The sequence below is a fragment of the uncultured Anaerovibrio sp. genome, from assembly GCF_947302755.1.
Lineage (GTDB): Bacteria > Bacillota > Negativicutes > Selenomonadales > Selenomonadaceae > Anaerovibrio.
Genome location: NZ_CAMYWM010000010.1, coordinates 18,907 through 35,401 on the forward strand (window position 1 = coordinate 18,907; position 16,495 = coordinate 35,401).

A 16,495-nucleotide genomic window follows, 5' to 3' on the forward strand; every position below is an offset into this window, starting at 1 on the left:
GGACTCAGCATCAATTTAGTACTGCCCCAAGCTTTACGCCATTTCCCCGTACAAAATCACCTGCTGCCATACGCTTTTTGCTGGGCGGCTGAATTTCGGTAATTTCCACCGCTCCGCTTCCGGCAGCCACAATAAAGCTGTTCTTGGTCAGCTCCAGTACCTCACCTGGATTGCCGGATTTATCCTCTCTCACCTTGGTGCCCCACACCTTGTAGTTTTTCCCCTCCAGCATGGTCCAGGCCACTGGCCAGGAATTAAGGCCCCGCACCAGATTATGAACCTCCCGGGCCGACTTGCTCCAGTCAATATGCCCCGTTTCCTTGGTAAGCATGGAAGCGTAGTTGGTAAGGCTGTCATCCTGCTTTTCGGGAGTAATGGTACCTGCCTCCAGGCCGTCAACAGTATCTGCCAGCAATTCGCTGCCCAATACCGCCAGCCTATCATGAAGCTGTTCAGTGGTCATATCAGGGGTTATCTCTATTTTTCTCTTTAAAAGCATATCACCGGTATCCAGCCCGGCATCCATCTTCATGGTGGTAACGCCGGTCTCAGTTTCACCGTTGATAATGGACCAATGAATAGGTGCCGCCCCACGATACCGTGGAAGAAGGGAGGCGTGAACATTCACACAGCCCAGCCTTGGGATGTCCAGTATCTCCTGGGATAAAATCTGACCAAAGGCAACCACAACGATCAAGTCTGGATTAAGCTCCCTGAGTCGGGCCACACAATCGGCTGTCTTTATTTTTTCCGGCTGCCATACAGGCAGACCGTATTCCATAGCCTTCACCTTAACCGGGGAAGGGGTAAGCTTCTGTCCTCTTCCCTTTGGACGGTCCGGCTGAGTAATAACCGTAATAACCTGGGTCTTGTCCTGCGTTACCTCCAGACACCCCACGGCAAAGTCCGGAGTGCCCATAAACACCGTTCTTAATTTGCTCATTTCTTTTCTCCCTGCTTGATGGTCTTTGCCACGTCAATAAACAATGTACCCTCCAAATGGTCCAGCTCATGCTGAATGCAGCGGGCCATAAGCCCCTTGGCGGTAAGCCGCTTTTTCTTTCCCCAACGGTTCAAATACTCCACAGTTACCTTTTCAGCCCGTTCCACGTCACCAAATACATTTGGTACACTAAGGCAGCCCTCCTGGCCCAGCTCCGAGCCCTCACGGTGAGTAATAACCGGGTTGACCATTTCCACCAGGCCCTTATCATCACCCACGTCAATTACAACCAGGCGGATGGACTGACCAATCTGAGGAGCCGCCAGGCCCACTCCATCAGCCTTGTACATGGTTTCGGCCATGTTTTCCATCAGCTTCCTCAGCTTGCTGTCCACCTTCTCTATGGGTGAAGCCACCTGCTTCAGCAGCGGATCACCTGCTTTTACTATATCCAACAGTGCCAATTACAAACACCCTCCTAATTACATATATCTTCTTGATTTTATCACATTATGAATTGAAAGTCCAAATCATCACCATATTAAGTCACTGACCCCATTGAAAAACAAAAAAAGAGAGCACTGAACAAAACGCTCTTGATCAGTGCTCTGAAATATATTTTTAGGGTTTGTGTTAACGGTTTAGCAAAGGGATATTACTCTTTACCGGCCAGTCTCTTGTAATTTTCCAGTCTGGTCTTGGCATCCTTCTGAGTCTTCTCAAAGAGTGCATCAGCCTCATCAGGGAATGCACGCTTCAAGCTGTTGTAGCGAACCTCGCCCATGAGGTAATCCTGGAACTTGCTGAAATCAGGCTCCTTGGAGTCAAGGGAGAATGGGTTCTTATCGGTGCCAACCAGCTCTGGGTTGTAGCGATAATTAGCCCAATAACCACACTCAACAGCACGGCCAGCTTCCATCTGGGACTTGCCCATACCAATCTTGATACCATGGTTGATGCAAGGTGCATAACCGATGATAAGGGATGGTCCTGGATATGCCTCAGCCTCAGTAATAGCCTTCAGTACCTGGTTCTTGTCAGCACCCATGTTAACCTGTGCTACATATACATAGCCATAGGACATAGCCATCATGCCCAGATCCTTCTTCTTGGTCTTCTTACCGGTAGCAGCAAACTGTGCTATAGCAGCAGTAGGAGTGGACTTGGAAGCCTGACCGCCAGTGTTGGAATATACCTCAGTATCGAATACGAATACATTTACATCCTCACCGGAAGCCAATACGTGGTCCAAACCGCCGTAGCCGATATCATAGGCCCAGCCATCGCCGCCGAAGATCCACTGGGAACGCTTAATCATGAAGTCGCGGTTATCATAAATCTTGTTGAGCAATGGATCGTCGCCCTTCTCAGCCTCCAGGGCACCAATCAGGTTCAGGGAGCGCTCACGGGTACCCTCGCCCAGATTCATATTATCCTTCCAGTCAACCATTGCATTCTTCAATGCTTCGGAAACCTTGCCGGACTCCAGGGCAGCAGTAACATCAGCAGCCAAAGCCTCACGAACAGCCTTAACGCCCAGGAACATACCCAAGCCATATTCAGCATTATCCTCAAAGAGGGAGTTAGCCCAAGCAGGACCATGACCCCAAGCATTCTTGGTGTATGGCATTGCAGGAGCAGATGCACCCCAAATGGAGGAACAGCCTGTAGCGTTAGCTACCATCATGCGGCCGCCGAAGAGCTGGGTAATGAGCTTAGCATATGGAGTCTCGCCGCAGCCTGCGCAGGCACCGGAGAATTCCAGGCATGGAGTCTCGAACTGGGAGCCCTTAACAGTGGTCTTCTTCATTGGGTTAGTCTTAGGACTAACCTTTACGCCATAATCAAATACAGCCTGCTTGTCAATCTGGGAAGCGATAGGCTTCATAACCAGAGCCTTCTCCTTAGCTGGGCATACGATAGCGCAGTTGCCGCAGCCGGAGCAGTCCAGAGCAGAAATGGCCATGGTGAAGTTCAGACCCTTGGTACCAAGTGCCGGCTTGGAAGTAAAGCCCTCTGGTGCAGCATCCTTCTCTTCATCAGTAGTAAGAACCGGACGGATTGCAGCATGCGGACATACAAAGGCGCACTGGTTACACTCGATACACTTGGTAACATCCCATTCAGGAACATTAATGGCAATACCGCGCTTCTCATAAGCAGCAGTGCCGGATGGGAAGGTACCATCAGCATGGGCAGCCATCTGCTTAACGGTAATCTTGTTGCCCTCCTGACGGTTAACAGGCTCCAAAATCTCCTTAACATAAGCAGGAACATCGGCCCGGTCATCAGCGGCAGCATCCTTGGCATTAGCCCAGTCAGCAGGAACATTAACGAGGTGCAATGCATCAATACCGGCATCAACAGCACCGTTGTTCATGTCTACGATGTTCTGGCCCTTCTTGCCATAGGAGGTTACAATAGCGTCCTTCAAATAGCCAACAGCCTTCTGAAGTGGAATAATGTCAGCCAGCTTGAAGAAGGCGGACTGCATTACCATGTTGAAGCGGCCGCCAAGACCCAGATCCTGAGCGATCTTAACAGCATTTACAGTGTAGAACTTAATGTTGTTCTTGGCAATGAACTGCTTCATGGAAGCAGGCAGCTTCTCGGACAACTCCTCATCAGACCACAGGGTATTCAGCAGGAAGGTACCACCTGGCTGGAGACCTGCCAAAAGGTCATACTTATTTACATAAGACTGCTGGGAGCAGGAAATAAAGTTTGCATTATCAATAAGATATGGAGAAGCGATAGGAGACTTACCAAAGCGCAGGTGGGACATGGTAATACCACCGGACTTCTTGGAGTCATATGCAAAATATGCCTGAGCATACAGATCAGTCTTATCACCGATAATCTTGATGGCGGACTTGTTGGCACCTACAGTACCATCGGAGCCCAGACCCCAGAACTTACAAGCAGTGGTTCCCTCAGGAGTGAGGTTAACATGCTCCGGATAAAGATCCAGGGAGGTATTGGACAGATCGTCGATGATACCGATAGTGAAGCCGTTCTTTGGAGCGTCCTTCTTCAATTCCTCGAATACGCCCAGTACCTGTCTAGGAGTAACATCCTTACCGCCTAAGCCGTAACGGCCGCCAACGATCAATGGATGACGATGGCTTGCATAGAAGGCAGTGCGGACATCCTGATACAGAGGCTCACCAAGAGCACCTGGCTCCTTGGTACGGTCGAGAACAGCAATCTTCTCAACAGTGGAAGGAATAGCCTTCAGGAAATGCTCAACGGAGAATGGACGGAAGAGGTGAACTGCTACTGCACCAACCTTCTCACCCTTGGCGTTGAGGTAATCAACGCACTCCTGGAGAGTCTGGTTAATGGAACCAATAGCGATAACTACGCGCTCAGCATCCTTGGCACCATAGTAATCGAAGATATGATGCTCACGGCCGGTAATCTTGGCCATCTGGCCCATAGCTTCCTCTACCAGCTCAGGCAGGGCATCATAAGCCTTGTTTACAGCCTCACGGCCCTGGAAATAAATATCATCATTCTGGGCAGTACCACGAATAACTGGATGATCCGGATTCAGGGCATTGCGACGGAACTCATTAACAGCATCCCAGTCAAGGATCTTTGCCAAATCCTCGTAGTCAACCAATTCAATCTTCTGAATCTCATGGGAGGTACGGAAGCCGTCGAAGAAGTTCAGGAAAGGAATCTTGCCCTTGATAGCAACTAAATGTGCTACAGCAGCCAAATCCATTACTTCCTGTACGGAGGACTCAGCCAGCATAGCCATACCAGTCTGACGTGCAGCCATAACATCCTGATGATCACCAAAAATGTTAAGTGAAGAAGTGGCCAATGCACGTGCAGATACATGGAATACACCTGGGAGCATCTCGCCGGAAATCTTGTACATATTCGGAATCATCAACAGCATACCCTGAGAAGCAGTGTATGTGGTGGTCAGGGCACCTGCCTGCAAGGAACCGTGAACTGCACCTGCAGCACCAGCCTCAGACTGTAATTCAACAATGCGAACCTTCTGACCAAAAAGGTTCTTCTGCCCCTTTGCAGCCATCTCATCAACATGCTCTGCCATTGGTGAGGATGGGGTGATAGGATAGATAGCAGCCACATCAGTAAATGCGTAAGACACATAAGCCGCAGCTGTGTTACCATCCATAGTTTTCATTTTTTTGCCCATACTTGATTAACTCTCCTCTCAAAACACAAAATTTACCCTTATTGTGTTGCTGAAACAATAATAAATTTGATATTCAGCATACCAACCAAGCAAAAAACACTTATAACATTTCTCTTATAAATGTTTTACGAATTCATTATACATCTAACCAATTATTTTGTAAAATAAATCGCTTTTTCTTTTTAAATTTAGACAAATGAAAAGAAAGAAACTTAAAAGTGAACAATTTTTCAGTACTCTATTGTCTAATTGTCAGACAAATGTTTTTCCTTTGTGCTATAAGCTATAACCATATGTATCTAAAATATATTTTTGGGCAAAACAAAAAGCTGGATCAAAGATCCAGCCTTAAATTGCAATGGTCGGAGCAGCAGGATTCGAACCTGCGACCCCCTGGTCCCAAGCCAGGTGCTCTACCAAACTGAGCCATGCCCCGTTGCTGACCGTCATCGCGTCAACGTTAGTAATATTACATTATTTTCCATTGCTTGTCAACATTTTTATTTTTGCCAATAATCCAGCTGCTCAGTCAGGCCAATATCCCTGGCAAAAAATACCGGGTCCTTACCTGCATCCCGCTGGTTCTCATAATCCCGCAGGCAAGCCATGGCCTGGCTGCCCAATATTACGATAACCGGCAGGTTGATGATGGCCATACAGCCCATGAGCACGTCGGCCAAATTCCACAGGAGATCCATACTAAGACCGGCACCCACAAAAATTACCAAAGCGGCAAATACGCGATAGCAGGTCATGAACAGCTTACCCGGCACCTTGCCGTTTACATAAGCCAGGCAGTTATCTACATAATAGAGATTGCCCAGCAGGGTAGTAAAGGCAAAGAGCAGCATGGAAACCGTCAGGAACACGCCGGCACCTGAGCCAAGGGTTGCATCAAGAGCGGCCTGCACGAATGGCGCACCGGCCAACTCCTTGGTAGGGGCCACACCGGAGCTCATGCACAGGAATGCCGTTGCAGTACAGAGAATCATGGTATCAATAAATACGGAGAACATCTGAACCAAGCCCTGCTTTACCGGATGAGAAACATCAGCGGCAGCTGCGGCGTTTGGTGCAGAGCCTACACCGGCCTCATTGGAGAACAGTCCGCGCTTGATACCAAACATTACACAGGAGCCGGTGAAGCCGCCAAAGATGGCCTCAAAATCAAAGGCCTGGGTAAAGATAGTATCAAAAACCCCTGGCAAAAGTCTGATGTTCATAATAACCACAATAAATGCCACCAGCACATAGATCAGGCCCATCAAAGGAACCAATGCCGAAGTAGCCTTAATAATCCGGCGGCCGCCGCCAAAGATACACCAGCCTACCAGCACGGCCAACACTGCTCCAATAAACCATGGAGTTCGATTTGGGTCGTAGAAGTTGAAGCCGGAGAAGGTAGATTGCAGATTGTAGGCACAGAGCATATTAAAGCCTATACCATAGGTGCAAATCAGAGCCAAAGCAAAAATAATTGCCACAAACCGGTTATGGAGAGCACTCTCGAGATAGTAAGCCGGTCCACCGTAGCTGGCATGCTCGCCCCGCTTTTTATACACCTGGGCCAAGGTACTTTCCACAAAGGCAGCACCGCCGCCCAGAAAAGCAGCCAGCCACATCCAGAACATGGAGCCAAAGCCGCCCAGGCACAGGGCTGTTGATACGCCAATAATATTACCCGTCCCCACCCGGGAAGCAGTGGAAACCATCAAGGCCTGGAAGGAGGATACCTTTTGCCCCTCCTTTTTCTCCATAATAACCTTTAAGGTCTCACCAAAGAGACGAAGCTGAACAAATCGCGTTCTGATGGTGTAATATAACCCCACACCCAAAATCATCACGATCAACAGCTTGCCGTACATAAAATTAGAAATCTCTCCGACTAATGCATCCAACATTTTCTTACCTACCCCTTTTCCTTAAAAAAACTCCGTGCAAAATGGTATTCTGCACTACGCCCTTACAACGATCACTAAGCTCCCACTGCGCTGTAAGCTCGTGCTCACTAAGTGTTCATATTAAATGAAAACTCCCCTATTCAGGGAAAAAATCCCCTAAAGCTTCCTTATCCTCAGGCTTACCCACATAGGAGCCTATAAGGAACAAAATCAATGAAACGGTAATTCCAATGGTGATCTGATGCAGCCCCATTAGCTTATAGCCCATACCCTGGGCCAGGCAATAGAGGACTGTACCTCCCACCATAGACAGCATGGCCCCGGTTTTATTGGCCCGTGGCCAATACAGCCCTAAAAGGAGGGTCCAGAAGAAGGCCGTCTCCAGGCCGCCAAAGGCAAACATATTTATGAGCCATATAAGACTGGGCGGCGTCATGGCAATAAAGAATACAATGGCACCAATAACGGCCGTTGCCAGCATGGATAAAATACGCAGCTTGCCATCCCCCGGCTTATTGCCCCTTCTCTCCTGACGATGGAGATAAATATCCTTGATAATCGCCGAGGATCCCACCAGCAGCAGGCTGCTTATGGTGGAAATACTGGCTGAAAGGGGGCCAATAATTGCAATACTGGCCAGGGTGGCCGGCATGGCCGTCACCACAATCCGGGGAATAATACTGTCCGTGCCGCCATAATCCGCCGGAGCGCCGGTCATAATCCCCTGACCTAAAATACCGGTGAGATTCACCCCAATATTCATGAAGCCCACCACAAAGGTACCGATTAGCATAGCCCGTACCAGGCTCTTGTTATTTTTGAAGGCCAGGCCCCTTACCACAGACTGGGGCAGGGCTATAGTACAGATTCCCACCAAAATCCACTGGGTCAGGTACAAACCATAGGGCATTTTCCCCCCGGACAAAGGCTCCAGCATATCGGGGCGGTTCATTTCCAGATGGGCCACAATGCTGTCATAGCCGCCTCCGGCCCGGAGAACGAAATACACCAGCATCATAATACCAATCATCATCATCACAGCACAACAGGTATCGGTAATAGCCACTGCCCTAAAGCCTCCTATGGTGGTATACACCACCACCATGGCCCCAAACAGGATAAGCCCTGTCACATAGCTGTAGCCGGTAACCGCCTCAAAGAGCTTGGCCCCACCCACAAATTGGGCCACCATAGTAGCACAAAAGAATAAGACAATTATAAAGGCTGAAATCTCCGCCAGCAAATCTGACCTATACCGGCGGCGAATAATATCCACCACCGTTACCGCATTGAACTTACTGGCCAGCAGGGCCACCCGCTTGCCGAAGATGCCCAATACCAGAAACACGGCTGTCACCTGAACCACGGCCATATACACCCAGCCAAAGCCCACATTCCAGGCCACCCCCGGTCCCCCCACAAAGGAGCTTACGGAGCTGTAGGTAGCCACCGTGGTCATGGCCAGCACAAAGCCGCCCAAATCCCGGTTGCCAATGAAGTAGGTCTTGACGAAATTATTCATCAGCCCCGACTGCTGCTGATGGCGCACATAAAAGCTGATACCAATCATAAAGGCCATATAGCCTAAAAGGGGTAATAGCTGACTAAAATCACCATTCATGGCCGGCCCTCCCTTCCGGAGGAATTGGTGTCTGTTTCCAGATCGATATCCTTAAATACCAATGTAGTCAACAGCTTGACCAGCACCATGGCAAAGAACCATACCCCAAAGGTACCCGTAACAGCCCACAGGGGCAGTCCAAATACCCTGATGTCCACACTGGACAGGCCGAAGCCGGCAAAAATCCAAAAGCAAATCAGCACCACCAGAGTTATGCCGGTCCACATGGCCTCCTTGCGAATCTGATAATATTTTTCCTTTTCTGTCATATACATCACCTTTCTGTAGAACCCGGCCCCTGCAAGCTGGTCATATTCTGATAACCGGCCGGTGTCCTCAACACTGTAAATTATACAATCTGTGATGTACATTAGCAATATATCAGGTGTACCTCCAATATATGTGTTACTGAAAATAAATCATTCAGCCTTGTACTTTTTGAATTTGGCAAAAATTTCATCGATTTCCGGTCCCGTCAGCTGATATTTTTCCACCAGCTTATCAGCCAGGGCCTTGATGGCTCTTTTTCCCTTTTTTACAATCTCCAGGGTTTTTTCGTATTCCTGCTGAATGATTTCATTGGCCTCATCATAAACCTGCACCGCCGCCGGACTGACAGACAGGGTCTCCAAGGGAATATAGGCCCGCAGCTTCCTGCCCATGCCCAAATTATTCACCATGAGAACTGCATGAACGGTAGCATTTTCCAGGTCACCGCTAATCCCTGCGTTAATGCCCTCCTTTTCCCCGAAAAAAGCTACCTCGGCGGCCCGGCCGGCCAGACTGACCCGTATCTTGTCAATATACCACTGACGATTGTAATTTTTGCTGATTTTCTCATTTACCTTGGGCTTGGTATAACCGCCATATTCCTCCCGCCCCACAATGGTCACAAAGGAGGACTGTTCCCCGGTGAGCCAAAGCATGTATGCATGACCTGCCTCATGAACCGCCGTGGCAAAATAATTTATTTCCTCCCAATCATGCTTCTGACCAAAGGTCAGCTCATCCAGGGCATCGGACAGAATATCGCTGTCCACCTCCTTTTGCTGCTTCAAGGCCATACGGGTGGCCAAAGCTATAAATTCATTAATATCAGCAATGCTCTGTCCAAAAACCCGGTCGGCTATGTTATTAATAATCGTATCCGGAATGGTGGTAATATCCTTGTTGGCCAGTGCCTTTTTTATTCCTGCAATGCGTTCATCCCTGTCCGGCAGCCGCACGTAAATCTTGTGCTCCAAAAGGTGCAGCAACTCCGGATCAATATCCGAATTTTCGTCGGAAACTGTGGAATGTGACCAGTTCATTGTACCCACAAACAGCACCGGTGACCCGCAGGACTTAATATCCTTAATCCCGTTAATAAGCTGTTTAACTGCCCCCAAACCACAGGCCTTTATGAGCAGATCAAACTTTTCTATAAGGATAACCGACGGAGCCTCCCGTATCCCCTTCTCAAATAAATCCTTCAGAAGGTCACAGGCTCCCTCAGGGGTCAAATCGGCCAACCTGGAGGGGGTAATCATCAACAGAGTGGCATCTCCCTCGGTGGCCAAGGCCCTGGCCAAGGACACCTTGCCCGCATCGGCCAGACCAAAAAGCAGCACTCCCCCCGGCACACTGTGATACTTCATCACAAAGGCTTCGGGGTTAACCAGGTATTCCTTCAGATATTTCAAGTCCTCCTTGGCACTGGTTCCACCCACTATATCATCAAAATACCGGGGCTCCTTGTACTCCTCCAGATATTCATCCACCGGATCAGGCCCCTTGAGGCTTTCAAAGTCAAAATCGTAAAATATAACCTCAGCCGTTTTTCCATCAGCAGATAATTGCTGGGCTGTACTATACTTTACGATTAGGTCCTCCCGCTGAAGGACATCATAATTCTTTTGAATAAGGGTATCACGGGCAATCAGCAGCAGCTCCGCCTGGGCATGCTCCCGGTCCACCGACAAATCCACGGTTCCCCGGGCCCCCTTTTGCCTGAAGGTAAAATAATCCGCCATGGTAATGGAATCGTGCTTTATCAGGTATACCGGCAGGGTCGGCAGATTTTCCCGAATAATTTCAAAGACCCCCAGGCCTACCGAAACCTGGTCATCAAGGCTTAACACGCTGAAGCCCCTATCCTCAACTCCCTCCATCAAATCCACCACCGCAAAGGACAGACAGGCCTCTGAAAGAATCTTCACCGCCTCATCAATATCCTTGACAAAAATGTAATCCAGATACTCATTATCCAGCAAACATTCATATTTTTCCTGATTGGCCACCAATAACACCTGAGGCTTTTCCCTGTAGCTGAACAGGGTGGTCATGGGGCTATCCGCCTCAGGCCGCTCCACTGTAAAATTAATCCGTTGGATTTTGGTCAGGGCATCCGGCTCCAGATGACGGCTCAGCTCATAAAACTCATTTTTCAGAAAAGCCTTACTAAGGGATAATACGGAATTGGCATCAATCATATCACACTGGTTAAACAGGCACAGATTCAGCATATCCGGATCCAGCTCCATATCGTAGCCGTATTCATTTTTAATCTCGGTGGCAAAATCAAAAAAGCTATGCTCCATCAGCTCCAACAAATGATTGACGGCCATATCCTTGAAGAAAATAATATTCTCATTATTGAAATATTCGTAGAAGAATATAATGGGAAAATCCGAGTCCTCCAATTCCTTGGCAAAGGACCCCAAAATAACCGACTTAGGCAGCATGGAGCCCAAAGCATCATTTAAATACAGCTCCGCCCCCACATGGGTTGTGAAAATTATCATGGTTTCCCGGAAGGATATGACCTTCTCATTGGCGGCGTCCACCACCTGACCGGTTTCAATGATCTTGCTGATGGCTGACACCACCTTGGGACTGGCCTTTTCAATATTCTTTAGGAGCAGAATACCATTGGGATTTTCCTCCACAAACCTGGTTATCCGTCCCGTCTTTTTGCTGCCGCTTACCGTGTAGACCAGCTCCTTGGCAAAGGGCTCTGCCGCATTCATATCCAGATTTATTTCCAGAATGCTCCGCCCGAGTACATCGGCAGTAATATGGGCCAGACGGGATTTACCAATACCGGGCGGCCCTGACAGCAAAAAGATATTATGCATTGTTTTAGAGGATGACTCCGGAATAAACTGCCCCTTGAACACCCCCTGAACGAAATAATGTATGGCCTCATCCTGCCCCATAATGTTGGCGCACAGAGTCTGATACAGCCGTTTTGTGTTCTTGGAAAGCTCCACCAGCTCCTTTTTCTTATTTCGCTTCATGAACCATCACCACCTTCTTAATAATGTATATCAAAAGGAGTCCCCCATAACCAATCAACGGGGGACTCACCTCTACTGCTTCTTTACCCTTTTTCCCGAAGACTGTATTGCCCGGGCCTGGCATACCAGAATACACAAATGACAGCCCACACACCTTTTCGGATTAAGTACAGGCTTCCTGTTTTTTAACACTATAGCCTGATGACCGCCATCGGCACAGGATATCTGACAGCGTCCGCAGCCAATACACTTCTTGAGCAAGAACTGGGGATATACCACTGTATCCCGCTCCAGGCACTCTGTCGTATTACTTACATGGGTCAGGGCTAACCCGACTATCTCCTGGACACTGTTCCTGTTTTGAAGCTTCAAATAATATTTAAGGCCGGCCTTCAGATCATCTATAATCCTGTAGCCGTACTGCATGACAGCCGTTGTTACCTGAACCGTCCCGGCCCCCATAAGGATAAATTCCGCCGCATCCTGCCAGGTTTCAATGCCTCCCATACCACTGATATGGAGATTGGCCAGCTCCGGATTTTTCCCAAGCTCAGCAATAAATCTTAAAGCAATGGGCTTTACTGCTCTGCCACTATATCCGCCCACTGCCGAAGTCCGTCCCACCGCCGGGCTGGATACATATGTCTCCAAATTTATCCGCATAATGCTCTTGATTGTATTGATGGCTGAAATTCCCCTTGCACCCCCTCGCTTGGCGGCCTCCGCCGCCTCACTCATGGTGGCCACATTAGGTGTAAGCTTGGCCAAAACAGGAATATTCACCCCACGGCAGGCGGCCCTGGTAAATCGTTCCACATATTCGGGACTCTGGCCAACATCTGAGCCCAACCCCTCCTCCATCATATTGGGACAGGAAAAATTCAGCTCTATGGCATCGGCCCCGTTTTCCTGACACAGTCTGGCCAGCTCCTCCCATTCCTCATCGTTGCGGCCCATAATGGAGGCCAGCAGAAATTTATTAGGGTAATCCCGTTTCAGGTCCTTAAAAATTTTCATATTTTCCACAACACTGTGGTCGGACAGCTGTTCAATATTTTTAAACCCCATTATGCTGCCGCCGCCACCGGTAATGGCCGAATATCTTGGGGACGCCTCACGAATGGCAAAATTACAGATGGTCTTGAAGGAAACGCCGGCCCACCCTGCCTCAAAGGCCCGGGCGCACATATCATAATTGCTGCCCACCACCGAGGAGGACAACAAAAAAGGATTTTCCAGGGGAATACCGCAAATCTCCGTCTGCAATATATCATCATTTGCCAACGCCTCTGCTGTAACCTTAGGCTCTACATTATGCCTCAATCGGTTCATCAGCTTCATTATAGGTACCTTACCGGGACTAATGCAGGCTGCTTCACAATCACCTGAACACTCCGCGCAATAATTCCTTTCCGGCAGGCCGGCCGCCGCATGATGCTCGCCGCCGAACCATATACTACGCAATTTATCGCCTGGCTGAAGCTTTGCCGGACAGGCTGCACTACAGGGAGCATCACCGCACAAAGCACAAAACATCATTTCACGCCGTTTGATTGTCGGCTGCAAAAACATCACAATCACTCCACTTCAATGGTAAATCAAAAATCAGAAGCTGCCCCCCAGCTTATCCAGGGCATTAATCACTACCACGCAATCCGGGCGGACGTGCTTCATCACAAATTCCATTTTATCCAACGGAAGAGCTACACAGCCACCGGTATATGGCTTATTTGGTCCAAAGCTGTGCAGGAAAATGGCCGAACCCTTCCCCGGCTCCTGCTTATCGTTGTAGCTGATATTCAAACAATAGATGTATTGCGGATTATAGTCCACAATATGCTCGCTGGCATTCTTGTCCAAATCCGGCATTGTCCGAATATCTACCATTTGGTTATACCTCATACCGGGACGCTCATCCCCGGACCAGTAGAAATTCTCGTCCACCTGCTGATACGGAATGGCACAGCCAGGATCAGGAGCAATACCAAAGGCCGCATTAAACCCGAAGGTTCCCACCGGAGTTCCGCCATCGCCCTCTTTGGTCTTTCCCAGGCCATTTCTGCCGATAAAGCCCGGGGTAGTCATAAGCTGACGCCATTGGCCGTTCCAATCCTTCTCATGAAGGGATACCCAGGCAGTTGTGGCACCCACACCGGCTACCACCAGCATTTGCTGACTGGCTTTAGCCTCGGGCAGCTTCTGCACCCAGGCCGGTGATGAAGCATATTGGCCATCATTATAGCCCTTGTAGGCCTTCATGGCACTTCGCCATTGCTCAATTACCTCATCGTTGTTAAAGGTCACCGATACCAGTCCCGGATTATTTTTAATAAAATCTGACCGTACCGATTGCCCGGCCCACTGTACCAGCTCTGTCCACAGGACCTGATCCTCCCTCATCTCCTGTATGGTAGACCGATGATAGCGCACATCCGTTGGATGGTAAAAGACATAATACATTCCCGATATATCCTTGGCAAATATTTCCACCCCTGACATATCATTGGCCAGCATTTCATTAAGCTGTCCCTCACTAATCTTGCCGATACTGAACAACCACCCCATACCATCGTATTTCATATGGGCCAGTCGGCTTTCCTCCACTGATTTCTTTTCGGATACGGTAAACAGCTTACCGTTCTCACCGGCGTAAAGGGCTTTTATAATTAATTTATCATTGTGTTTTTCGGGTACAACCAGCTTCAAGCCCTTTGCCTCATAGACATACCCCCCCTGCTGCTGGGTCACTGCCACGGCCGCCCCGCTCACCCCAGGGACTGCGGCCTGCCCCATATTCAGGGGATAAAGGGCCACCATCGCCGCCAAACCAATACCTGCCATACCTTTACCAATCCAACCTGTATAATTCACGTTTCATGCCTCCCATCAAAAGCTTTATATGTTCTTATATTCGCCCTCTTTACCGTAAAACCTTTTTGTATAACAAAAAATCACCCCAAGGTCAGTGAACCACGGGGTGAACTTTGAATTATTATTGTTTTCATATTCGGAGCAGAGTACAATAGAATATACAGATTAATCCTGTATCCATATACTTATAGAAAGCTGGTGTAATACTATGTATGCTGAAACTAGAAATGATTGGATGGACAACGGTGCCCTGCACAGTGAGGTAATGCGTCCTCTGGAGGAACGGCTGGCTGACACCAAGCCGGAGCTGGTGGAGCCATTACAGAAAACCAGGGAAATGGTGGGCCAGGAGGTCTATGACCGGGCCTTTAAGACCGTTGAAACCTTTAACCGGGCCGGAGATACCCTGCTAATCGTCGTAGGCAACCCCCGTGAACGCTCTTTCCTGGAACGGGACTGCATTGATGCCCTAAAAAATGCTTTTGGGGTAAAAAAAGTACGGATCGTGTGCTAAACACCGATTAACTGCATATCCTCTGAATAATTAACCCATATATCCGCCGATAAGCTGCTATATCCCAGCCCGTCGGCGGATTTTTAGTGGTTGATGGGTAACTCCAATTATGCCGGCTTTCACAGCACTTCATCGACTATTTATTCTGCATATATACTGCTGCTTAATGGTCACTACAGCCGCAATATTCTTCCCACAGCATTTCCCGTTCCTGCCATGATTTCAGTAAACATAGCCCTACAATAATAATGTAGATAATCCAAGAAAACCAGGAAAACAATACAAACAGCCCCATCAATGGCCCATATACGTCACCTATACTGGGAATAATCATAATAAACCAGCTGTATATCCCCGTTGCCGCCAGCCAGGCAACTGTTACCAAGGAGGAAACCACAAAGGCTGAAGGTACGGTAGGATGATTGGTGTTGGGCGCAAACAGGTAAAAAATTGTTAAATAAACTGTTAATGCCAAAAAAGGAATTACATACTTTGTCCAGGACCAGGTCTGCAAAAATACTTCCGGCAGAATGTGACAGCCATCTCAAAATGACATAATATCGTTCCTCTTGCTTGTCTCTGAATTGTTCTCTACACTGTCATTAGAAAATATCTCCACTACTATTACGAAAGCAGATAAATTACCTATGTAAGCTTTATCTACTTCATAAAATATGAAATTTTGCCTTATTGTATTCCCTATCATATGTTTCCGAATTTTTCTAATCTCTCGGTATTTAATTCTTTGATTATTTCGCATTTCTGTTGTATAATATTAAATAAATACAGTTTTTACTTTAAAGTTCCTCTACATAGTTGTTTCTACCCTAACAAACATTTTCATGTTATAATCTATTTGAGCAAAGGAGATTTTTCAATGGAAGACCAGCGTACTATTACAAAGCAGCAAATCGAAAATGACATCGCCAACAAGCGGTACAACCCTATGAACGATGTCCTTTTCAAATTCATCTTCGGCAGGGATGAGAGAAAGAATATCACCATTGATTTACTAAATGCTATATTGAATCGCACAGGTGAACAGGCAATCAAGGATATTCAGTTCAAAAATAGTGAAATTGTTCCCTTCTACGAAGATGAAAAGCTGACCCGTCTTGATATCTTCTGTGTAACAGAAAACGAAACCAAGATTGATGTGGAAGTGCAGCTTATCAATAAGAAGGACATGG

General features: G+C 48.1%; 12 protein-coding genes and 1 tRNA gene. 2 read left to right on the plus strand and 11 right to left on the minus strand.

The window, feature by feature from the left end; translation table 11 throughout:
- Positions 1-10 precede the first annotated feature (10 nt).
- From fmt to Q0Y54_RS02170, 10 genes are all read right to left on the minus strand, one after another.
- Complete coding sequence (gene fmt, locus Q0Y54_RS02125; RefSeq protein ID WP_297963811.1) at positions 11-943, minus strand: methionyl-tRNA formyltransferase; 933 nt, start codon at positions 941-943, stop codon at positions 11-13.
- Positions 940-1,407, minus strand: coding sequence for a peptide deformylase (def, locus tag Q0Y54_RS02130; RefSeq protein ID WP_297963813.1), 468 nt, complete (start codon positions 1,405-1,407; stop codon positions 940-942). The genes fmt and def overlap by 4 nt, the downstream gene beginning before the upstream one ends.
- 191 nt (positions 1,408-1,598) lie before the next feature.
- Entirely contained in the window at positions 1,599-5,120 is a 3,522-nt protein-coding gene (nifJ, locus tag Q0Y54_RS02135; protein WP_297963815.1) for a pyruvate:ferredoxin (flavodoxin) oxidoreductase, read from the minus strand.
- A 359-nt stretch (positions 5,121-5,479) separates the two neighbouring features.
- Positions 5,480-5,556: transfer RNA gene (locus Q0Y54_RS02140), tRNA-Pro, on the minus strand.
- 64 nt (positions 5,557-5,620) lie between these two features.
- On the minus strand, positions 5,621-7,021 hold the full coding sequence (locus tag Q0Y54_RS02145; protein WP_297963817.1) for a sodium:alanine symporter family protein: 1,401 nt from the start codon (positions 7,019-7,021) through the stop codon (positions 5,621-5,623).
- A gap of 136 nt (positions 7,022-7,157) precedes the next feature.
- On the minus strand, positions 7,158-8,642 hold the full coding sequence (gene panF / locus Q0Y54_RS02150; RefSeq protein ID WP_297963819.1) for a sodium/pantothenate symporter: 1,485 nt from the start codon (positions 8,640-8,642) through the stop codon (positions 7,158-7,160).
- Complete coding sequence (locus tag Q0Y54_RS02155) at positions 8,639-9,013, minus strand: YhdT family protein (RefSeq protein ID WP_297963821.1); 375 nt, start codon at positions 9,011-9,013, stop codon at positions 8,639-8,641. The genes panF and Q0Y54_RS02155 overlap by 4 nt, the downstream gene beginning before the upstream one ends.
- Before the next feature lie 48 nt (positions 9,014-9,061).
- Complete coding sequence (locus Q0Y54_RS02160) at positions 9,062-11,920, minus strand: AAA family ATPase (protein WP_297963823.1); 2,859 nt, start codon at positions 11,918-11,920, stop codon at positions 9,062-9,064.
- 72 nt (positions 11,921-11,992) lie between these two features.
- Complete coding sequence (preA, locus tag Q0Y54_RS02165; RefSeq protein WP_297963825.1) at positions 11,993-13,492, minus strand: NAD-dependent dihydropyrimidine dehydrogenase subunit PreA; 1,500 nt, start codon at positions 13,490-13,492, stop codon at positions 11,993-11,995.
- Positions 13,493-13,525: 33 nt separating this feature from the next.
- Entirely contained in the window at positions 13,526-14,791 is a 1,266-nt protein-coding gene (locus tag Q0Y54_RS02170; RefSeq protein ID WP_297963827.1) for a L,D-transpeptidase, read from the minus strand.
- Positions 14,792-14,999: 208 nt separating this feature from the next.
- Here Q0Y54_RS02170 and Q0Y54_RS02175 point away from each other — a divergent pair, with 208 nt between their 5' ends.
- Positions 15,000-15,305 (plus strand): hypothetical protein, encoded by a 306-nt coding sequence (locus Q0Y54_RS02175; RefSeq protein ID WP_297963828.1) that lies wholly within the window; start codon positions 15,000-15,002, stop codon positions 15,303-15,305.
- Positions 15,306-15,468: 163 nt separating this feature from the next.
- Here Q0Y54_RS02175 and Q0Y54_RS02180 read toward each other — a convergent pair whose 3' ends face one another.
- A complete protein-coding gene (locus tag Q0Y54_RS02180; RefSeq protein WP_297963830.1) occupies positions 15,469-15,819 on the minus strand; it encodes a YhjD/YihY/BrkB family envelope integrity protein in 351 nt (116 codons plus the stop codon).
- 363 nt (positions 15,820-16,182) lie between these two features.
- On the opposite strand from Q0Y54_RS02180, the gene Q0Y54_RS02185 reads away from it, so the two are divergent.
- Positions 16,183-16,495: Rpn family recombination-promoting nuclease/putative transposase (locus tag Q0Y54_RS02185; RefSeq protein ID WP_297963832.1), on the plus strand; the 313-nt coding region annotated here is incomplete at its 3' end.